The organism is Novispirillum itersonii (genome assembly GCF_014205675.1).
GTDB lineage: Bacteria > Pseudomonadota > Alphaproteobacteria > Rhodospirillales > Rhodospirillaceae > Novispirillum > Novispirillum itersonii_A.
In genome coordinates this window covers 132,326-151,844 of record NZ_JACIIX010000011.1, presented here as the reverse complement: position 1 = coordinate 151,844, position 19,519 = coordinate 132,326, and the positions used below count along the sequence as shown (strand labels likewise).

At 64.6% G+C, this 19,519-nt stretch carries 15 protein-coding genes, 1 pseudogene and 1 riboswitch; of the genes and pseudogenes, 5 read left to right on the top strand and 11 right to left on the bottom strand.

The window, feature by feature from the left end:
• Window positions 1-189: 189 nt before the first annotated feature.
• Window positions 190-303: riboswitch (TPP riboswitch) on the top strand.
• Window positions 304-348: 45 nt separating this feature from the next.
• The gene (gene thiC, locus FHS48_RS14550) at window positions 349-2,190 is read left to right on the top strand and encodes a phosphomethylpyrimidine synthase ThiC (protein WP_184264302.1); all 1,842 of its coding nucleotides are present in this window, start codon (window positions 349-351) and stop codon (window positions 2,188-2,190) included.
• A gap of 380 nt (window positions 2,191-2,570) precedes the next feature.
• Window positions 2,571-4,661: a methyl-accepting chemotaxis protein gene (locus FHS48_RS14545; protein ID WP_184264300.1), complete on the top strand. Its 2,091-nt coding sequence runs from the start codon at window positions 2,571-2,573 to the stop codon at window positions 4,659-4,661.
• A gap of 87 nt (window positions 4,662-4,748) precedes the next feature.
• Here the strand turns inward: FHS48_RS14545 and FHS48_RS14540 are convergent, their stop codons facing one another.
• The 5 genes and pseudogenes from FHS48_RS14540 to FHS48_RS14520 all read right to left on the bottom strand — a co-directional run bounded on the left by FHS48_RS14540 (window position 4,749) and on the right by FHS48_RS14520 (window position 9,185).
• The gene (locus FHS48_RS14540; RefSeq protein ID WP_184264299.1) at window positions 4,749-5,534 is read right to left on the bottom strand and encodes a MetQ/NlpA family ABC transporter substrate-binding protein; all 786 of its coding nucleotides are present in this window, start codon (window positions 5,532-5,534) and stop codon (window positions 4,749-4,751) included.
• A gap of 276 nt (window positions 5,535-5,810) precedes the next feature.
• The gene (locus FHS48_RS14535; protein WP_184264298.1) at window positions 5,811-6,596 is read right to left on the bottom strand and encodes a MetQ/NlpA family ABC transporter substrate-binding protein; all 786 of its coding nucleotides are present in this window, start codon (window positions 6,594-6,596) and stop codon (window positions 5,811-5,813) included.
• Between the two features lie 53 nt (window positions 6,597-6,649).
• Entirely contained in the window at window positions 6,650-7,309 is a 660-nt protein-coding gene (locus FHS48_RS14530; RefSeq protein ID WP_184264297.1) for a methionine ABC transporter permease, read from the bottom strand.
• 41 nt (window positions 7,310-7,350) lie between these two features.
• Window positions 7,351-8,100: pseudogene (locus tag FHS48_RS14525) on the bottom strand (methionine ABC transporter ATP-binding protein); the annotation flags it as partial.
• A 245-nt stretch (window positions 8,101-8,345) separates the two neighbouring features.
• The gene (locus tag FHS48_RS14520) at window positions 8,346-9,185 is read right to left on the bottom strand and encodes an AraC family transcriptional regulator (protein ID WP_184264295.1); all 840 of its coding nucleotides are present in this window, start codon (window positions 9,183-9,185) and stop codon (window positions 8,346-8,348) included.
• An 80-nt stretch (window positions 9,186-9,265) separates the two neighbouring features.
• On the opposite strand from FHS48_RS14520, the gene FHS48_RS14515 reads away from it, so the two are divergent.
• Entirely contained in the window at window positions 9,266-10,414 is a 1,149-nt protein-coding gene (locus FHS48_RS14515) for a YbfB/YjiJ family MFS transporter (protein ID WP_184264294.1), read from the top strand.
• A 270-nt stretch (window positions 10,415-10,684) separates the two neighbouring features.
• Here the strand turns inward: FHS48_RS14515 and tyrS are convergent, their stop codons facing one another.
• Entirely contained in the window at window positions 10,685-11,953 is a 1,269-nt protein-coding gene (tyrS, locus tag FHS48_RS14510; RefSeq protein ID WP_184264293.1) for a tyrosine--tRNA ligase, read from the bottom strand.
• Window positions 11,954-12,074: 121 nt separating this feature from the next.
• On the opposite strand from tyrS, the gene FHS48_RS14505 reads away from it, so the two are divergent.
• The gene (locus FHS48_RS14505) at window positions 12,075-13,253 is read left to right on the top strand and encodes an anhydro-N-acetylmuramic acid kinase (RefSeq protein WP_184264292.1); all 1,179 of its coding nucleotides are present in this window, start codon (window positions 12,075-12,077) and stop codon (window positions 13,251-13,253) included.
• Between the two features lie 10 nt (window positions 13,254-13,263).
• Here the strand turns inward: FHS48_RS14505 and FHS48_RS14500 are convergent, their stop codons facing one another.
• Window positions 13,264-14,148: an SDR family oxidoreductase gene (locus tag FHS48_RS14500; protein ID WP_184264291.1), complete on the bottom strand. Its 885-nt coding sequence runs from the start codon at window positions 14,146-14,148 to the stop codon at window positions 13,264-13,266.
• A 119-nt stretch (window positions 14,149-14,267) separates the two neighbouring features.
• On the opposite strand from FHS48_RS14500, the gene FHS48_RS14495 reads away from it, so the two are divergent.
• Window positions 14,268-15,104 (top strand): tetratricopeptide repeat protein, encoded by an 837-nt coding sequence (locus FHS48_RS14495; protein ID WP_184264290.1) that lies wholly within the window; start codon window positions 14,268-14,270, stop codon window positions 15,102-15,104.
• A 25-nt stretch (window positions 15,105-15,129) separates the two neighbouring features.
• Here FHS48_RS14495 and FHS48_RS14490 read toward each other — a convergent pair whose 3' ends face one another.
• The 4 genes from FHS48_RS14490 to yidC form a co-directional block, all read right to left on the bottom strand.
• Window positions 15,130-15,849, bottom strand: coding sequence for a pyrimidine 5'-nucleotidase (locus FHS48_RS14490; RefSeq protein WP_184264289.1), 720 nt, complete (start codon window positions 15,847-15,849; stop codon window positions 15,130-15,132).
• A gap of 169 nt (window positions 15,850-16,018) precedes the next feature.
• Window positions 16,019-16,951 (bottom strand): acetylglutamate kinase, encoded by a 933-nt coding sequence (argB, locus tag FHS48_RS14485; RefSeq protein ID WP_184264288.1) that lies wholly within the window; start codon window positions 16,949-16,951, stop codon window positions 16,019-16,021.
• 111 nt (window positions 16,952-17,062) lie between these two features.
• The gene (gene yihA, locus FHS48_RS14480; protein WP_260402499.1) at window positions 17,063-17,632 is read right to left on the bottom strand and encodes a ribosome biogenesis GTP-binding protein YihA/YsxC; all 570 of its coding nucleotides are present in this window, start codon (window positions 17,630-17,632) and stop codon (window positions 17,063-17,065) included.
• A gap of 90 nt (window positions 17,633-17,722) precedes the next feature.
• Window positions 17,723-19,444 (bottom strand): membrane protein insertase YidC, encoded by a 1,722-nt coding sequence (gene yidC, locus FHS48_RS14475; RefSeq protein ID WP_184264286.1) that lies wholly within the window; start codon window positions 19,442-19,444, stop codon window positions 17,723-17,725.
• Window positions 19,445-19,519 lie beyond the last annotated feature (75 nt).

Below are 19,519 nucleotides of genomic sequence, written 5' to 3'. Positions count from 1 at the left end.
GTTCTACACGCTGGGATACTCTGACTTTGGATAAAATATGTCAGGGTTGCTGCCTAAAGTGCGGGCAGGCATTGCCTGTCCTGTTAGCAGGTGCGGCATTCCCCTGACAGCGGTGGGGAAGATGACAGGCCCGCCGGGCCGGGGCCGGGGCGGGCCTTGACAGGGCGTGGCCCTGCTTCCATTGTCTGCCGAAGTACCGAGGGGTGCCGCGACGCGTGTCGTCGGGCTGAGATCCGGAGCAACCGGGAACCCTTAGAACCTGATCCGGGTCATACCGGCGGAGGGACGGACCATTTCAAGCCGCACTCGCCAAACCCGGATCTCCTTCTTTATGAACGGGAGATCCACATGAATTCCATCACCAAGGCCCCGGCCAATATTACGGTCGGTCCGCTGCCGGGGTCGCGCAAGGTCTACGTCGAAGGCCCGATGGGGGTGCCGGTGCCGTTCCGCGAAGTGGCGCTGGAGCCGTCTTCGGGGGAACCGCCGATCCGCCTGTATGACACCTCCGGCCCCTACACCGATCCGTCCTTCGTCCATGCCATCGACAAGGGCCTGCCGGCCCTGCGGGAACCGTGGATCATGGCCCGGGGCGATACCGAAAGCTACGTCGGCCGTCAGGTGAAGCCGGAAGACAACGGCAATGCCAGCGGGGATTATCTGGCCCCGACTTTCCCGGTCACCCGCCAGCCGCGCCGGGCCAAGGCCGGTGGCAACGTCACCCAGATGCACTATGCCCGCAAGGGTATCATCACCCCGGAAATGGAATTCGTGGCGATCCGCGAGAACCTGCTGCGCCAGCAGGCCCGCGAACACGTTGACCGTCTGCGCGCCCGTGACGGCGTGCCGCATGACGCGGTGATCCCCGACGATATCACCGCTGACTGGGTCCGGCAGGAAGTGGCCTGTGGCCGCGCCATCATCCCGGCCAACATCAACCACCTTGAGCTGGAACCGATGGCGATCGGCCGGAATTTTCTGGTCAAGATCAACGCTAACATCGGGAACTCCGCCGTTACCTCCGGCATTGCCGAGGAAGTGGAAAAGCTGGTGTGGTCGATCCGCTGGGGCGGGGATACCGTGATGGACCTGTCCACCGGCCGTAACATCCACAACATCCGCGAATGGATCCTGCGCAACAGCCCGGTTCCGATCGGCACGGTGCCGGTCTATCAGGCGCTGGAAAAGGTCGGTGGCATCGCCGAGGACCTGACGTGGGATATCTTCCGCGATACCCTGATCGAGCAGTGCGAACAGGGCGTTGACTACTTCACCATCCACGCCGGTGTGCGCCTGCCCTACATTCCGATGACCGTGGACCGCGTCACCGGGATCGTATCGCGCGGTGGCTCGATCATGGCCAAGTGGTGCCTTGCCCACCACAAGGAAAACTTCCTGTACACCCATTTCGCCGATATCTGCGAAATCATGAAGGCTTATGACGTGTCGTTCTCCCTCGGGGATGGGCTGCGTCCGGGCGCCGGGGCCGATGCCAACGACCGCGCCCAGTTCGCCGAGCTGGAAACCCTGGGCGAACTGACCAAGGTGGCGTGGGATCAGGACGTGCAGGTGATGATCGAAGGCCCCGGCCATGTGCCGATGCACAAGGTGCAGGCCAATATGATCAAGCAGCGTGAACACTGTGGCGATGCCCCGTTCTACACCCTCGGGCCATTGGTCACCGATATTGCGCCGGGCTATGACCACATCACCTCCGGCATTGGCGCGGCGATGATCGGCTGGTTCGGCACCGCCATGCTGTGCTACGTCACCCCGAAGGAACATCTGGGCCTGCCGGACCGTGAGGACGTGCGGGTCGGTGTGGTGACCTACAAGATCGCCGCCCATGCCGCCGATCTGGCCAAGGGGCACCCGGCGGCCCGTCTGCGCGATGATGCGCTGTCGCGGGCCCGCTTCGAGTTCCGGTGGATGGATCAGTTCAATCTGTCGCTTGATCCGGAGAAGGCGCAGGAATTCCACGACGCCACCCTGCCGAAGGAAGCGCACAAGACCGCGCACTTCTGTTCGATGTGCGGGCCGAAGTTCTGTTCGATGAAGATCACGCAGGACATCCGCAACGAATTCGGTGGGGATGCCCAGAAGGGAGATGCCCAGAAGGGCATGAGCGATATGAGTGAGAAGTTCCGGGAGCAGGGCAGCGAGATCTATCGACCCAGTGCGGCTGAATAAGCCGCACCTGGTTTTAAAAGATCTGGGCGGCTGAATAAGCCGCACCCGGTTTTATCCGTAAAGTTGAAAACCGCCGCTGGACTGTTCCGGCGGCGGTTTTTCTTTGGCCGCAAACCCCCGCCCCCGAGTCGGCCCACTCTTGGAGCGGCTGAGTCTGAAAAGACAGGAATAGGCTGTTTGGGGGTCGTAGATACGACCTATAGGGAATTTACGCAGCTGTCTTAAGGCCATACCACATTACTTTCATTCCATATGCCGGAATGTGAATGTTACTGTAGAGCGGTGGGGACGGGCTGTTTTCAGGCTGTCGGGGGTACAGGGGTGTACCCTTCGGCTGGCTGGTCAGGCCCCCATAAAGAGAACAAGAGGGGGATAGCTGCATGACAACACGTACGGTACGGTCCGGCGGATCGATCCGCCGCCAGATTTTGGTTCCGTTTCTGGCAACGGTGGCAGTCTCGCTGGTGGCGGTGATCTGGTATGCGTCGGCGACGCTGGGGGATCTGGCCCAGAGCCGGGCCCGCGATACCCTGAGCAGCCGATCGGCGCAGGAAGCGGAAACCATGGGCGGCATGCTGCTGCGGGCGGCGGCCTTTGCCCGTTCCGGCACCGGGATTGCCCACGCCTTTCTACAGAAGGAAGGGGGCTTTGACCGCGCCCTGTTCGGGCAGGTGTTGCTGAAGGAACTGACGGACAACCCTGATTTCATTGGTTTTTACGGCGGTTTTGAACCCAATTTCGACGGTCAGGACGCCCGGTATGCCAAGACGGATCTGGGCGATGATACCGGCCGTTACCTGATTTATGCCGCCCGTGATGACAAGGGAAAGCCCGGCATCACCATTGCGCCGATGACCGGCGATGCCGCAGAAAAGTTCTGGTATGACATGCCGATGCGGGAAAAGCGCACGGTCATCACCCCGCCGTATATGTACGAGGTGATGGGCACCAAAACCCTGATGACCACCCTCTCCTCCCCGGTGACGGATGTCGCTGGCAAGCCGGTCGGGATCACCACGGTTGATATCCCGTTGACCTCAATCCAGAAACTGGCGGCGGAGGTGAAGCTGTACGCCAGCGGCTATGCCATGGTGGTGTCGCACGATGGCAAGTGGGTGGCGTCGCCCGATGCGACGCTGATCGGGAAGACAGTGGAAAACCCGGCCCTACAGGCCCTGCTGACGGATGTCAGATCCAAAGGGGCGGTGCAGCGGGCGATGCCGGATCCGGCCAGCGGGGTTCCCAGCCTGATCAGTGCCACCCAGTTTGGTGTGGACGGGATCAGCGAACGCTGGGTGCTGATCGTCAGCGCCCCGGAAGCCGAGGTGATGGCCGAGGCAGTGCAGGCCCGCTGGACCATGCTGGCCGTCGGCCTTATTGCCGTTGTGGCATCCATGCTGCTGGCGGTGGTGATCGGGCAGCGGATTGCCCGGCCGATCATGACCCTGACCGATGCCATGACTGAACTGGCCGAAGGCAGGGATCTGAAAGTGGTCCCGCAGATCACCAGCCCGCAGGAACTGGCGGCGATGGCCGATGCGATGACGGTGTTCCGCGATAACATGGACCGGAACCGCCAGCTGGCGGCGGAGCAGGAAAAAGCCCGTCAGGTACAGGTGGAGCGGGCCGAGCGCATTCAGGGCCTGACCCGGGCGTTTGAGGGGGAGGTCAGCACCCTGCTGGGGGCCGTTGACAGCACCGCGCAGACACTGGAAAGCACGGCGCAGGGCATGAATGCGATTGCCACTTCGGCCAGTGAACAGGCCGGTCTGGTCGCCGGGGCCGCCGATGCCTCCCGCCAGAATGTGGAGACGGTGGCGGCAGCGGCGGAAGAGCTGTCGGCCTCGATCAACGAGATCAGCAGCCATGTCGGCACCTCGGCCCGCATCGCCAGCGAGGCGGTGGCGGCGGCAGAGGAAAGCACCGCCCTGATCCGCAGCCTTGAGGCCTCGACCGAGCAGATCGGGGTGGTGGTCAACCTGATCAACGACATTGCCAGCCAGACCAATCTTCTGGCCCTGAATGCCACCATTGAGGCGGCGCGGGCCGGGGATGCCGGGAAGGGCTTTGCCGTGGTGGCGAACGAGGTCAAATCCCTCGCCAACCAGACCGCCAAGGCGACGGAGCAGATCACCCGGCAGATTGAGGCGGTGCAGCAGGCCACCGGTCAGGCGGTACGGTCCAATCAGGCCATCGCCGGGATCATCCGCCGGATTGATGAAATCGCCACCACCATTGCCAGCGCCGTGGAAGAACAGGGGGCGGCAACGCAGGAGATCGCCCGCAACGTGGTGCAGGCGGCAAGTTCAACGTCGGAAGTGGCAGGCAGCATCAGCGATGTGCGCGGCGGGGCGGAACGTACCGGCCATGCGGCGACCGAGGTGTTGAGTGCTGCGGAAACGATGACAGCCCGGGCGGATGCCCTGCGGCAGGAGGTGGAACGCTTCCTGCAACAGATCATCCGGGTCTGATCGAAAAAAGAAGCCACCGATGGAAAAGGGCAGCCGCAGGGCTGCCCTTTCTGACTCTGATCTGATCCGGTCATTTCGCGGTGGGGATCAGAATGCCGGAACCACGGCCCCCTTGAAGGTTTCGAGGATGAAGGCGCGGACCTGATCGTTCTGATAGGCGGCAACCAGATCCTTCACCCAGGCCGCGTCCTTGTCCTTGGTCTGGACGACGACGATGTTGGCATAGGGGCTCTTGGCGTCTTCGATCACCAGCGAGTCCTTCAGCGGGTTCAGCCCGGCTTCCAGCGCATAGTTGGTGTTGATGGCGGCAGCGGTCACGTCCGGCAGGGAGCGCGGCAGCTGGGCGGCATCCAGTTCAACGAACTTCAGGCCCTTCGGGTTCTTGGTGATGTCGGCGGCACCCGGGGTCAGGCCGGTCTTGGCGTCCACCTCGATCAGACCCTGCTTGGCCAGCAGCAGCAGGGCGCGGCCGCCGTTGGACGGATCATTGGGGATGGCGACGGAATCACCGGCCTTCAGATCGGCCAGAGTCTTGATCTTCTTGGAATACACGCCCATCGGCTCGACGAAGTTGGTGCCGACGACGGTCAGGTCGTAGCCACGGTCCTTCTTCTGCTGGTCCAGATACGGCACGTGCTGGAAGCTGTTGGCATCCAGATCGCCGGAGGCCAGCGCCTGATTCGGCAGAATGTAGTCGTTGAAGGTGACGATCTTCAGGGTGTGGCCCTTGGCCTTGATGATCTCGGCAACCTTCTCGGCCACCTGCTCATGCGAACCGGCGGAGACACCCAGCTTGATTTCCTTGGCGACCGCCGGGGCGGCGATCAGGACGGCGGACACCGCAGCGGCGGCGAGCGTGGACAGAAGACGCATCGGTCGTTTCCTTTTTTTGCTGTTGGACCGGGGCGGGCGGCGCACCCCCCGCCCCGAGGCTCTGAGAAAGAAAAATAATGAAACCGTCCTCAGGCACCCGGTGTCTGAGAGACAGGGAACGGAAGCCCGGCTTTGGCCGGGCTGACTGGCCCATTGAGGGCCCGTCCGCCCATGCGGACGTGAGGCAAGGGCGCGGACGCGCCCGCCCGCCGTCTGAGGGACAGATCCCAAAGCCAAGCGGGCGAATGCCCGCGCCCGGCGCGTGAGATCACATCCTTAGAAGGCCGGAACCACGGCGCCCTTCAGGTCGTTGGTGATGAAGGTGCGGATTGCAGCATCGTTGTAGGCGGCAACCAGATCCTTCACCCACGCTTCGTTCTGGTTCTTGCCCTGCACCACGATGACGTTGGCATAGGGGCTGTCCGCATCTTCACGGGCGATGGAATCCTTGGTCGGGTTCAGCTTGGCTTCCAGCGCGTAGTTGGTGTTGATCGCGGCCAGCGTCACGTCGGGCAGGGAGCGCGGCAGCTGGGCGGCATCCAGTTCGACGATCTTCAGGTTTTTCGGATTCTTGGTGACATCAGCGGCACCGGGGGTCAGCCCGGCCTTGGCATCCACCTCAATCAGGCCCAGCCTGGCCAGCAGCAGCAGGGCGCGGCCACCGTTGGACGGATCGTTGGGGATGGCGATGGAATCACCGGCCTTCAGGTCCGCCAGCGACTTGATCTTGTCGGAATACACCGCCATCGGGGCGACAAAGCTGGTGCCTACGATGGTCAGATCGAAATTACGGTCTTTCTTCTGGCGGTCCAGATACGGCTTGTGCTGGAAGCTGTTGGCATCCAGATCGCCGTCAGCCAGCGCCTGATTGGGGAGAACGTAATCGCTGAAGCTGATGATCTTCAGGGTGTGGCCCTTGGCCTTGATGATCTCGGCGACCTTTTCGGCCACCTGCTCATGCATGCCGGTGGTGACACCCAGCTTGATGTCTTTGGCGGAAACCGGGGCAACAGTCAGGGTCGCCAGGGCGGCAGCGGCCGCCAGCGTGGACAGAAGACGCATCGGATTACTCCTGAGAGCCAGATGAAGACGAAAAGGAAGGAGAGAAAGAAGGATCAGAGGTTACGCTTGTCGGCCTTGCGGGCCAGCCAGTCGCCCAGCATCTGCACGCCCTGCACCACCACGATCAGGGTGATCACCACCGCGATCATCATGTCGGGACGGAACCGCTGGTAGCCATAGCGGATGCCGAGGTCGCCCAGCCCGCCGCCACCGACGGCCCCGACCATGGCGGAGTAGCCGATCATCGCCACGGCGGCGAGGGTGATGCCATGGATCAGGCCGGGCAGGGCTTCGGGCAGCAGTACCTTGACCACCACCTGCCATGGGCGGGCGCCCATGGCCTGTGCCGCTTCGATCAGGCCGCTGTCAACCTCGCGCACCGCGCCTTCGACAATGCGGGCCAGAAACGGCACGGCGGCAACGGTCAGCGGAACGATGGCGGCGCTGGTACCGATGGAGGTTCCGGCCACCAGACGGGTGAAGGGAATGATCGCCACCGCCAGAATGATGAAGGGGATGGAACGGGCGGCGTTGATCACCGGCCCGGCAATCAGCTGGAACAGCGGGGCTTCATACAGTTCCCCCCGCCGGGAGGTGGCGAGCAGGATCCCCAGCGGCCCGCCGATCAGCAGGCTGATCGCCAGTGCCACGGAAACCATGTACAGGGTTTCCAGCGTGGCATTGAGCAGCAGCGGCAGAATGGCGGACAGCATTACAGCACCTCTTCGGCGGACAGGTCGGCATCGGTCAGGGTGTCGAGGCTGTGCAGTTCATGCAGCATCGACCGGGTGACCGGGTGGGCCGGGTTGGCAAACACATCGGCGGTGATGCCGGTCTCAACAATCTCGCCATGGTCCATCACCGCAACCCGGTCACACAGCAGGCGGACCACATCCATTTCGTGGGTGATCACCACCATGGTCAGGTTCAGGCGGCGGTTGATGGTTTTCAGCAGGGCGAGGATCTGGCGGGTGGTTTCGGGGTCCAGTGCCGAGGTCACCTCGTCGCACAGCAGCACCTGCGGCGAGCTGGACAGGGCGCGGGCAATGCCGACGCGCTGCTTCTGCCCGCCGGACAGTTCCGCCGGATAGCGGTCCCGCTTGTCAGCCAGCCCGACGAGGGGCAGCAGCGGATCCACAGCGGCGGCAATCTCCGCTTTGCTGGCCCCGGCCAGTTCCAGCGGCAGGGCGACGTTGTCATAAACGGTGCGGGATGACAGCAGGTTGAAGTGCTGGAACACCATGCCGATCCGGCGCCGGAACAGCGGCAGGTCGCGGATGGGCAGGGCGGTGACATCGCGGCCTTCCACCTCCACCGTTCCGGCGGTCGGCCGTTCCAGCAGGTTGATGGTGCGCAGCAGGGTCGATTTTCCGGCACCGGACCGGCCGATGATGCCGAAAATCTCGCCCTTGCCGACGGACAGGCTCACCCCTTTCAGGGCGGTGTGCGGCGGGGTCCCCCGGCGGGCGGGATAGGTTTTCTCGACAGACTTCAGACGGATCATGGCAGGCACCCGGATAAACAAAAAAACCGCTTTTCCTGACGGTAAAGCGGTGCAAAGCGGATATCCGATAAGCCCCTCGCTTTAGCCGCATTTATCAAGCGCCCGCAAGCTGAGAAGCAAATCGGCGCGTTGGATCCAACTTAGTCGGTCCATTCGTTTACAGCAATCTTTTTTCACATGCGTTTTGCGCATGATGGTCATGCGGGGAGAAAAATAACGTTCTTTTGTTGTGGATTTAGGGGGTCTCACCGTGTCGCGTCTGCCTCTGCCGACAGATCACTGCGGCGGTAGGCGTCCGGGCTGAGCCCGGTTTCCGCCCGGAACATGGCGATAAAGGCGGAAACGGACGCATATCCCAGCTCCAGCGCGATGGCGGTGATGCTGGCCCCGGTGGCCAGAAGCTCCTGACTGCGGAACAGCCGCAGCCGTCGCCGCCACGCCCGCAGGGTCATGCCGGTTTCGGCCTGAAAGTGCCGGGTCAGGCTGCGTTCCGACAGGCCGAGGGTCTTGGCCCAGTCGTCCAGTCCGCGTGGATCGTCGGGGTGGGCATAAAGGGCCTCGCACAGCACGATCAACTGTCGCCGCCGCGGCCAGGGCAGGGCCGAGGGCAGGGCGGTCAGCCGGGGCAGGGTGGCAAGGATCAGGCTGTTGACCTGTTCGGCATAGGCGCTGCCGTCATCGGCCCGCTGGAGATCGGTGGCCTCGATGATCAGGGCCCGCAGCAGCGGCGGAACCGCGAAAACAAACGGGACGCCCGCCAGCCCTGTTCCGGCGGTCTCCGCCACATACAGGCTGCGGTATTCGGCCCCGCTGCGGGTGGCGACGGCATGGGGGGTGCCGCCGGGCAGCCACACCGCCTGTTCCGGGGGGATCACGAACCGCCGCCCGTCGAGGAACACCGTCAGCGCCCCGGTGATGGCATAGACCATCTGGTGCCAGTCGTGGCTGTGATCGGGAAAGTAATGGCGGGCGGGCAGGGACTGGGCGCGCACCCGCAGGGGATCGGGCCGCTGATCGGCGTCGGGCACGGACAGGGGCTGCCAGTTCTCCCCGGCCGGAAACAGATCTTGGCGGTTGATCGACATTTTTTGTCATTCCATCGCAAGACAGACGGAGGCGGGCACCGTATCACTGTTCTCTGATGGATCCCAGACGGAGACTCCCCATGTCGCCCCGGTATCGCTGGCAGGTTCTGACCGCCGGCATCTGCTCCCTTGTTCTGACCATCGGGCTGGCCCGCTTCGCCTACACCCCGCTGCTGCCGCTGATGAAAGCGCAGGCGGGACTTGATGATGCGCTGGGCGGCCTGCTGGCGACGGTCAACTACGCGGGGTACATGACCGGAACCCTGATTGCCACGGCGGTCTCCGGCCCGCAGCTGCGCCTGCGGCTGTACCGTGCCGGGCTGCTGGCCGGGGTGATCGGGGTGGCGGGTATGGGCCTGACCACCGATCCGTGGCTGTGGATGGTTCTGCGCTTCATCGCCGGAGTCAGCGCCGCCGGGGGGATGCTGCTGGGATCGGGGATGGTCTTTGCGTGGCTGGTGGCGCAGGGCCGCCGCCCGGAACTGGGGGTGCATTTCGCCGGTCTGGGGCTGGGGATTGTGGTTTCCGGGGTGCTGGTGCTGCTGATGGCGCTCTGGCCGTGGGACCGGCAATGGCTGGGGATGGGGGCGCTGGCGGTCCTGCTGTTGATCCCGGCCTGGGGCTGGATGCCGGAGATGACTCCGCTGGCCCGCAAGGCGGCGGAGGGGCCGGTCCGGTCCGGCGGCGGAAGCGGCTGGCTGCTGATTCCGGCCTATTTCTGTGCCGGGGTCGGCTTTGTGGTCAGCGCCACCTTTCTGGTCGCGGTGACGGAACGGGTGCCGGATCTGCGTGGCACCGGCCCGACCGTCTGGGTGGTCACCGGGCTGGCCGCCATGCCTGCCTGCATTCTGTGGGACCGGGTGGCGCGGCGGCTGGGCGATATTCCGGCCCTGATCGCCGCCTATGCCTTGCAGATCGTTTCGATCCTGCTGCCGGTGCTCTCCGATGGCCTGATGGCGGCACTGGCCGGGGCAGTGCTGTTCGGGGCCACCTTTATCGGCATTGTGGCGATGACGCTGGCCTTGGCCGGGCGGCAGTTTCCGGCCAATCCGTCGCAGGCGATGGCCCGTCTGACCCTGTCCTATGGGGTTGCCCAGACCATTGCCCCGGGGGTGACCGGTTTTCTGGCGGAGCGCAGCGGCAGCTACAACGCCGGACTGATCATGGCGGCGGTGGCGATGGGGGCGGGGCTGTTGATGCTGGCAGGGATGCGGACGCCGAAGGGATGAGGGGAGAGCCTTGCCTGAAACCCGCCCCTTCAGGGCTTTGGCCTGAAACCCGCCCCTTCAGGGCTTTGGCCTGAAACCCGCCCCTTCAGGGCTTTGGCCTGAAACCCGCCCCCTCAGGGCTCTGCCCTGAAACCCGCAAGGAGCCGCGGGCTCCTTGACCTCAATGTTTTGAGAAGGGGCGCAGGGGGATTGAGGCGCAGGTCTTATGCAAAACGGGCCGCATCACTGCGGCCCGTTGCAGGGTTCCGGCAGGGAAAGAGGGCTGAGGGGTCAGCCCTGCTTCACCAGCGCGTGCTTCTTCTTCCCGGCGGAGAGTTTGATCACCCCATCGGCGAGATCGGCGGCAGAAGCGGTCTGGTTCTCGTCATCGACCTTGGCGTCGTTGATCTTCACCCCACCGCCGCGCACCAGACGGCGGGCCTCGCCCTTGGAGGCGGCCAGACCGGCCGACACCAGAAGGTCGATCACCGGTACCGCCGCCGACAGGTCGGCGGTGATGGTCGGCAGGTCCCCGGCGACGCCACCCTTCTCGAAGGTTTCCTCGGCAGTGCGCCGGGCGGCGGCGGCGGAGTCGGCACCCCGGGCCAGCGTGGTCACCGCGTCGGCGAGGATCTTCTTCGCCTCGTTGATTTCCGCGCCTTCCAGCGCTTCCAGACGGGCGATTTCGTCCAGCGGCAGTTCGGTGAACAGGCGCAGGAAGCGGCCGACATCGGCATCCTCGGTGTTGCGCCAGAACTGCCAGAAGTCATAGCTGGGCAGCTTTTCTTCGTTCAGCCACACCGCGCCGTTGGCGGTCTTGCCCATCTTGGCGCCGGAGGCGGTGGTCAGCAGCGGCGAGGTCAGGCCGTAGACTTCCTTATAGCCTTCGGTCTGGCCATCCTTGCGGCGGGTCAGTTCCACCCCGTTGATGATATTGCCCCACTGGTCGGAGCCGCCCATCTGAAGACGGACGCCACGGCGGTTGTTCAGCTCGCGGAAGTCATAGGCCTGGAGGATCATGTAGTTGAATTCCAGGAAGGTCAGCGGCTGTTCCCGGTCCATCCGCAGCTTGACCGAATCAAAGCTCAGCATGCGGTTGATGGTGAAATGCACGCCGAAATCCCGCAGGAAGTCGATGTAGTTCAACTGGCCCAGCCAGTCGTTGTTGTTGACCATCACGGCATCGGTCGGGCCGTCGCCGAAGGTCAGGTACTTGGCGAAGACCTTCTTGATGCCATCCATATTGGCGGCGATCTGCTCATCGCTCAGCAGTTTGCGGGCTTCGTCCTTGAAGGACGGATCGCCGATGCGGCTGGTGCCGCCCCCCATCAGGACCACCGGCTTGTGGCCGGTCTTCTGCAACCAGCGCAGCAGCATGATCTGAATCAGCGAGCCGACGTGCAGGCTGTCTGCCGTCGCGTCAAAGCCGATATAGGCCGGGACGATTCCGGCTGAGAGCGCGGCGTCCAGTCCCTCCAGATCGGTACACTGGTACATATAGCCGCGCTCGACCACGGTCTTCAGGAAGTCTGACCGGAGTGAAGCGTGCGGGGAACTCATGATGGGTCTCTTTCACTGGGGGTGCAAAGGGGCTAAGGTTGATACCGCCGCCTGTGCCCCACGGGTTAAGGGTAAGAGGCGTCGTTTACCACACTCCCCGCCGCATCACAACGAAGCAGCCATGACCGCAGCCGCCGCCAGCCCCGTGTTTTCCTCCGCTCCGGCCGCTCCCAGCGCCAGCGATGTCCCTGAATCCGCCGTCAGCCGCTGGGCCGTCGGCCTGATGAGCGGCACGTCGCTGGATGGGGTGGATGCCGCCCTGATCCACAGCGATGGCCGGACCGTCCGCGCCTTCGGCCCGGCCCGCACCTGCCCCTATCCGCCGGAGCTGCGGGAGGCGGTGCGCGCCATTCTGGGCGAGCGTGGCGGTGAAGAGGCGATTGCGGCGGTGGAACGCACCCTGACCGATATCCATGCCGAAGCGGTGGAAGACCTGCTGGCCGCCGCCGGACTGACAGCCCGGCAGGTGGCGGTGGTCGGTTTCCATGGGCAGACCATCAACCACCGCCCGCAGGAGCGCCACACCCGCCAGATCGGCGACGGGGCACGGCTGGCGGCGCGGCTGGGGTGCCCGGTGGTCTATGATTTCCGCACGGCGGATGTGAAGGCGGGCGGGCAGGGGGCACCGCTGGTGCCGGTCTACCATCAGGCCCTCTGTGCCGGGCAGGATCATGCCGGGCAGGATGCCCCCGGCGTGACGGCGGTGCTGAACATCGGCGGGGTGGCGAATGTGACGGTTCTGGCCGCCGGACAGGCGCCGCTGGCCTTTGACACCGGCCCGGGCAATGCCCTGCTGGATGACTGGGCGTTACGCCATACCGGAGTGGCGGTGGACCGCGATGGGGCGCTGGCCCGTCAGGGGCAGGTGGATGCCGCCGCCCTTGGCCGCCTGATGGCTCACCCCTATTTTTCCCGCCGCCCGCCGAAATCCCTCGACCGCGATGACTTTGCGGCGCTGGCCCGCTGTGTTGATGGTCTGTCGGCGGCGGACGGGGCGGCAACGCTGGCCGCCTTCACCGTCGAGGCCTGTGCCACGGCGCGCGACTGGATGCCGCAGGCTCCGGCCCGCTGGCTGGTCTGCGGGGGCGGGCGGCATAACCCGACCTTGATGGCGGCGTTGCGGCAACGGCTGGCGGTGCCGGTGGAGCCGGTGGAAAGCCGGGGCTGGGATGGCGATGCGCTGGAGGCGCAGGCCTTCGCTTTTCTTGCCCTGCGCCATCTGGACGGTCTGCCGCAGACCTTCCCCGAGACCACCGGGTGCCCGGCCCCGATGACCGGCGGTCGGTTGGCTTTGCCTTAAATTTCCTATCTCATCCGGCGCGGAGCTGGGCTTCCAGCCCGTGGCGGTAGGTGGGGTGGGTCAGGGTCACACCCAGCTCCTGCTTGATGCGGTCGTTCCGCACCCGGCGGCTGTCGGCGTAGAAGCTGGCGGCCATCGGCGACAGGCTGGCCTGTTCGATCGGCAGGTCCGGCGGCACCGGCAGGCCCAGCAGGGTGGCGGCATGGGCAATCACATCCTGCGGCGGGGCCGGTTCATCATCGCAGACGTTGTAGATCCGTCCCGGGTTGGGCTGCTGCATCGAGGCTTGGACCACGGCGGCAATATCCTCCACATGGATCCGGCAGAACACCTGCCCCGGCTTGATGATCCGGCGGGCGGTGCCATTGCGCATCGAGTCCAGTGCGCTGCGCCCCGGCCCGTAGATCCCGGCCAGCCGGAAGGCATGCACCGGGCCACCAAGGGCCAGCCATGCCGCTTCCGCACGGGCGCGGCGGGCGGAGCGGGGCAGATCGGGGTCGATCGGGGTGTCTTCATCCACCCAGCCGCCGTGATGGTCACCGTAAACCCCGGTGGTGGACAGATATCCGGCCCACGTCAGGCTGCCGTCGGCCAGTTTCTGCCGCAGCAGGGCGGCATGATGGCGCAGGACCGGGTCGCCGCCATCGGTTTCGGTGGCAGAGTCCCCACCTTCCCGGGCCGGAGGAACCGAGGACAGCACATGGCTGACGCCGTCAAAGGCCCGCAGCGGCAGCGGAGCGGACCCGTCATAGGCCCACAGGGTCACGCCGTCCGGGGCCGGGCTGCGGGCCGGGTCCTGCACGGTGCCGCTGACAGTCCAGCCGTCGGCAAGCAGGCGGCGGGCCAGAACGCGGGCGCTGTACCCCAGACCGAAACAGAACAGATGACGCGACATGATCCCTCCGGGGACAACGGGATGAGGGTGGGGCCTGCCTTGATTTGGCCGGAGTTTCAACGTAAGACCCCAAAGCAGGGGCGGCAAGGGCCTGTCCTGTGGTTTAGGAGCTTCCGGCGATGCGGCTGTCGCGGACTGTCACTGTTCTGACACTGGCTGGCGTGGTGGTGTGGGGTGGCCTGCTGGCCCCGGCGCTGGCGGCGCAGGATAAAAAGGCCCCGGCCAAGGCATCCGCTCCGGCGGCGGCCCCGGCCCCGGCGGTAAAGTCTGATGTCGGCTGGAACAGTGCGGACTATGCTGCCTGCATGAAAACGGCGCGGGAACGGCCGAAGGCCGGATTCGATCAGGCCGGGGAATGGGCGGCCTTCGGCGGTGGGGTTCCGGCGGAACATTGCCGGGCCACCGCCTTGATCGGCCTGAACGAGCCGGAGGCGGCGGCGGATCTTCTGGAGACCCTGGCCGAGAAAAGCCGGGAAAGTGCCCAGATCAAGGTCGGCCTGCTGCGGCAGGCGGCACAGGCCCGCACGCTGGCCGGACAGCCGCCCCGGGCGCTGGCGGTGCTGAATGCGGCGGCCAAGGTGCTGCCGGGGGACCCGGATGTGCTGGAAGACCGCGCGGTGATGCGCATCGACTACGGCGAACCGTGGGACGCGGTGGATGACCTGAACGGTGTGCTGGACCGCCAGCCGAACCGGGTGTCGGCGCTGGTGCTGCGGGCGGCGGCGTATCGCCGTCTGGAAACGCTGGATCTGGCCAAGGCCGACATTCAGCGGGCGCTGGCGCTGGAGCCGAACAACCCGGATGCCTTGGTGGAATCGGGGATTCTGGCCCGGGTCACCGGCAATGATTCCGCCGCCCGCACCCTGTGGATGAGCGTGCTGCGGTCCGCCCCGGAGTCTCCGGCAGCGGATATCGCCCGGGCCAATCTCGCGAAAATGGATGTGAAGGTGAAGTAACGCCGTCCGGCGGGAGTGTCCCGGCTCAGGCCGGGGACAGCCCCAGATCGGCCAGCGCATCGGCCAGCCACACCGCCAGATCGTCGGTGATGTGGTGGCAGTATCCGGCCAGCTCCGCCGGATCGACCTGCGACAGCGGCGCATGGTCGGGGCCGGACCGCACCAGAACCGTGGTCATCCCCAGTTCTGCCGCCGTTTTCAGGTTGATGTGGCTGTCCTCGAAGAAGGCGGTCCGGGTCGGATCAATCCCATAGGTGGCGATCAGCCTGTCATAGGTCTGTCTCTGCGGCTTGGGGATGAAGTCGGCGGCGCGGATGTCGAAAGTGCCTTCAAACAGGTCTTCCAGTCCCAGCTTTTCCAGAACCCGGTCGGCATGCTTGACGGTGCCGTTGGTGAACACCAGACGGCGGCCGGGCAGGGCGGCGATGGCGGCGCGCAGGGCGGCATCATGGTCCAGCGCCGAATGATCGACGTCATGGACGTAATCGAGAAAGGCGTCCGGCTCCAGCCCGTGGTTCAGCATCAGGCCGCGCAGGGTGGTGCCGTAATCGCGGTAATACTTCTTTTGCAGGGCAAAGGCCTCTTCCGGCGACAGGCCGAGGAAGCTGCCGATGAAGGCCTTCATCTTTGCGTCAATCTGCGGGAACACGCTGCTGCTGGCCGGGTAGAGCGTGTTGTCCAGATCAAACAGCCAGGTGTCGATATGGGTCACGGAGGGGCTCAGACGCGGGGCGGCTGCGGTCATGAAGGCAGGGTCCTTTAAGGGGAAACGGCGATGGCAGTGTCTTACCAGAGAAACCCCCTGCCCGTCCCCACCCGCTTGCAGGATGGGGGTATTTCCTAAAAAGACAGCCCCCGGCCCGGGATGGGCAGGGGGCTGGTCTGTCTGGGTCTGATCCCTGAGGGCGGCAGGTTTATCCCTTACGGATCAGGGTTCCGGCACCCCGCGGGGTGAACAGTTCCAGCAGCACCGCATGCGGCATGCGGCCATCCATGATCACCGCCGCCTCGACGCCGCCTTCGACGGCTTCGATGCAGGTTTCGATCTTCGGGATCATGCCGCCGGAGATAGTGCCGTCTTCCATCAGACGGCGGGCGTCGGCGATGGTCAGGTCCGGGATCAGCTTCTTGTTTTTGTCCAGCACACCCGGCACGTCGGTCAGCATCAACAGGCGGGCGGCCTGAAGAGCCCCGGCGATTGACCCGGCGGCGGTATCGGCGTTGATGTTGAAGGTTTCCCCCTGTTCGCCGTAGCCGATCGGGGCGACGACGGGGATGATGTCGGACTGCTCAAAGTGCTTCAGGATGTGGGTGTTCACTTCCACCGGCTCACCGACGAAGCCCAGATCCAGCACCGTTTCAATGGAGCTGTCGGGGTCTTTCTTGGTGCGGGCCAGCTTGCGGCACTTGATCAGGTTGCCGTCTTTGCCCGACAGGCCGATGGCAAACCCGCCGGAACGGTTGATGGCGGTGACGATTTCGGCGTTGATCGACCCGGCGAGAACCATTTCGACGATATCGACGGTGGCCTTGTCGGTGACGCGCAGGCCATCAATGAATTCCGACTGGATCTTCAGGCGTTCCAGCATCTTCTTGATCTGCGGGCCACCGCCGTGCACCACCACCGGCTCGATGCCGACCTGATTGAGCAGCACGATGTCCTGCGCGAACTGAAGGGCCAGCGCTTCCTCGCCCATGGCGTGGCCGCCGTACTTCACCACCACGCGCTTGCCGCCGAACTGGCACATATACGGCAGGGCGTCGGACAGGGTCTGCGCCTTGCGCAGCCACAGGTCGCGTTCGGCGGCGGGAATTTCACTGGTGATCGGAGAATTGCTGTCGGACATCGACACGGATCCTCGTGAACGCGTTTACGGAAAAGGGAGAGACGTCAGGACCGCCGCCCCGGTACGGCACGGCGGCCTTAAAACCGGGGCCAGCTTAAAACAGTGACAGGCTTAAAACCGCGACAGGGCGGCGATTTCGGCACGGACTTCGTCCAGGCCGCTGGTCTTGGCCGAGCTGGTGCAGAGAATCACCGGATGGGCGGCCACATGCTTGGCCAGATCCAGTCTGGTTTTGGCCAGCACGGCCTCCAGCTCCGTCGGGCGCAGCTTATCGGTCTTGGTCAGGATCACCTGATAGTTGACCGCAGCGGCGTCGAGCATGGTCATGATCTCGCCGTCGGTGCTTTTGATGCCGTGGCGGCTGTCGATCAGCAGCATCACGCGGCGCAGGTTGGACCGGCCTCGCAGATACGACTTGATCAGCCGGGTCCAGCGGGCGACCTGATCCTTGGGGGCACGGGCATAGCCGTACCCCGGCAGATCGGCAAGCTGCATGATGCCGTCGAGGGAGAAGAAGTTGATTTCCTGCGTCCGGCCGGGCGTGTCGGAGGTGCGGGCCAGCCCGTTATGCCCGGTCAGGGCATTGATCAGGCTGGATTTCCCCACATTGGACCGGCCTGCAAAGCAGACTTCCGGCAGGGTGTCAGGCGGCAGCTGGGACAGGGAGGCCATGCCCAGCATGAACGTGCAGGGACGGGAGAAGAGCTTGCGGCCCTCCTCCAGTTCCTCGTTTCCCAGCGGTTGGGTTGCGTCGCGCACCGGGTCCGCTCCTTATGCCTTCGCCTTGGCGGAGGTCAGTTTGTTGTACCGGCGGGCGATGGACCACTGCTGAAGGATCGACAGGGTGTTGTTGCAGGTCCAGTACAGCACCAGACCGGCCGGGAAGCCCGCCAGCATCACCGTAAAGACGATCGGCAGCAGGTTCATCATCCGCGCCTGAATCGGGTCGGCCGGGGCCGGGTTCATCTTCTGCTGCAGATACATGGTGACACCCATGATCAGCGGCAGAACGCCGATGTGCAGGAAGGACGGCGGAGTCCACGGGATCAGGCCGAACAGGTTGAACAGGCTGGTCGGATCCGGGGCCGACAGGTCGGTGATCCACAGATAGAACGGGGTGTGGCGCATTTCGATGGAAATGAACAGCACCTTGTACAGCGCGAAGAAGATCGGAATCTGCAGCAGGATCGGCAGGCAGCCGGCCAGCGGGTTGGCCCCTTCCGCCTTATAGACGGCCATCATTTCCTGATTCAGGCGCTGACGGTCATCCTTGAAGCGTTCCTGCAGCTCCTTCACCTTCGGCTGCAGCAGCTTCATCTTGTTCATGGCGATGTAGGACTTGTTCGCCAGCGGATACAGCACCAGACGCAGGGCGACGGTGAAGGCGACGATCGCCAGACCGAAGTTGCCCAGCCAGCCATGCAGGGTCTGCAGCGCGTAGAAGAACGGCTTGGTCAGGAAGTAGAACCAGCCGAAATCGATGGCGAGGTCGAAGCGGTCGATGTGCTTTTCTTCGGCATAGCGGTCGAGCAGGTTGACCTGCTTGGCCCCGGCGAAGAAATCGGTCTTGGTGGTGACCGAAGCCCCGGCGGCGATCTGACGGGCCGCGCCCAGATAATCCACCTGATAGCGGTCGCCGTTGTTCCCGGTGTACAGGAAGCGGGCCTTGCTTTCCGTGGCGTTATCAAGGTCGATGGCGGTCAGCCAGTACTTGTCGGTGATGCCGACCCAGCCACCGGTGGAGGGATGCTCGACCTTCTTTTCGTCCTTCAGGGCCTTGTACTTGATTTCCTTCAGCGTGCCGTCGAACACGCCGACCGGGCCTTCATGCAGGATGTAGAAGTCGGCGGTATGCGGGGTGTAGCCACGCGCCACCAGACCGTAGGGGAACAGGGTGACGTCGCCGCCGCTCTTGTTCTCCACGGTGTCGGTGATGGTGAACAGGAAGTCACGGTCCACCGAGATCACGCGCTTGAACACCAGACCCTGCCCGTTGTCCCAGCTCAGCGTCACCGGGGCGGTGTCGGTCAGGGTGTCGCGGTCGGCGGTCCAGGTGGTGTCGGTGCCGGGAGTGGCCATGCCAGCCACGGCCGGAACCCAGCCGAATTCGGCATAATAGGAGTCCGTGGCATTCTTCGGGCTCAGCAGGACAATCCTGGCCGAGTCCGCCGCCGCGGTTTCGCGGTAGCCGGTCAGGGTCAGGTCATCAATACGGCTGCCGGTCAGCGACAGCGACCCGGACAGGGACGGAGTGCTGATGGTCACACGCTTGCTGTCAGCCAGCAGGGCCGGGCGGTCCTTCAGCAGGCCGTTGACCGAGGACGGCATCCCCGGGGCGGCGACAGACGGTATTGCCGTCGGCTGCGGCGTGACGGTTTGGCTCTGGGCGGCGGTTTCGACCGGCTTCGGCGGCTTGGGAGCCAGAAACTCGAAGCCGACGATGATCACCAGCGACAGGGCTACCGCAATGATAAGGTTTTTCTGTTCAAGCATTGCGCGCAAGATCCGCGTATGAGGCGAAAAGGAAGCAGCGCCCCCGACGGTGGGGCCGGTGCCGTAGAAGTTTGG

Excerpts from the sequence above, each read along its gene's own strand:
- thiC (WP_184264302.1), top strand. The coding sequence starts at position 349 with ATGAATTCCATCACCAAGGCCCCGGCCAATATTACGGTCGGTCCGCTG.
- FHS48_RS14545 (WP_184264300.1), top strand. The coding sequence starts at position 2,571 with ATGACAACACGTACGGTACGGTCCGGCGGATCGATCCGCCGCCAGATT.
- FHS48_RS14540 (WP_184264299.1), bottom strand. The coding sequence starts at position 5,534 with ATGCGTCTTCTGTCCACGCTCGCCGCCGCTGCGGTGTCCGCCGTCCTG.
- FHS48_RS14535 (WP_184264298.1), bottom strand. The coding sequence starts at position 6,596 with ATGCGTCTTCTGTCCACGCTGGCGGCCGCTGCCGCCCTGGCGACCCTG.
- FHS48_RS14530 (WP_184264297.1), bottom strand. The coding sequence starts at position 7,309 with ATGCTGTCCGCCATTCTGCCGCTGCTGCTCAATGCCACGCTGGAAACC.
- FHS48_RS14520 (WP_184264295.1), bottom strand. The coding sequence starts at position 9,185 with ATGTCGATCAACCGCCAAGATCTGTTTCCGGCCGGGGAGAACTGGCAG.
- FHS48_RS14515 (WP_184264294.1), top strand. The coding sequence starts at position 9,266 with ATGTCGCCCCGGTATCGCTGGCAGGTTCTGACCGCCGGCATCTGCTCC.
- tyrS (WP_184264293.1), bottom strand. The coding sequence starts at position 11,953 with ATGAGTTCCCCGCACGCTTCACTCCGGTCAGACTTCCTGAAGACCGTG.
- FHS48_RS14505 (WP_184264292.1), top strand. The coding sequence starts at position 12,075 with ATGACCGCAGCCGCCGCCAGCCCCGTGTTTTCCTCCGCTCCGGCCGCT.
- FHS48_RS14500 (WP_184264291.1), bottom strand. The coding sequence starts at position 14,148 with ATGTCGCGTCATCTGTTCTGTTTCGGTCTGGGGTACAGCGCCCGCGTT.
- FHS48_RS14495 (WP_184264290.1), top strand. The coding sequence starts at position 14,268 with ATGCGGCTGTCGCGGACTGTCACTGTTCTGACACTGGCTGGCGTGGTG.
- FHS48_RS14490 (WP_184264289.1), bottom strand. The coding sequence starts at position 15,849 with ATGACCGCAGCCGCCCCGCGTCTGAGCCCCTCCGTGACCCATATCGAC.
- argB (WP_184264288.1), bottom strand. The coding sequence starts at position 16,951 with ATGTCCGACAGCAATTCTCCGATCACCAGTGAAATTCCCGCCGCCGAA.
- yihA (WP_260402499.1), bottom strand. The coding sequence starts at position 17,632 with ATGCTGGGCATGGCCTCCCTGTCCCAGCTGCCGCCTGACACCCTGCCG.
- yidC (WP_184264286.1), bottom strand. The coding sequence starts at position 19,444 with ATGCTTGAACAGAAAAACCTTATCATTGCGGTAGCCCTGTCGCTGGTG.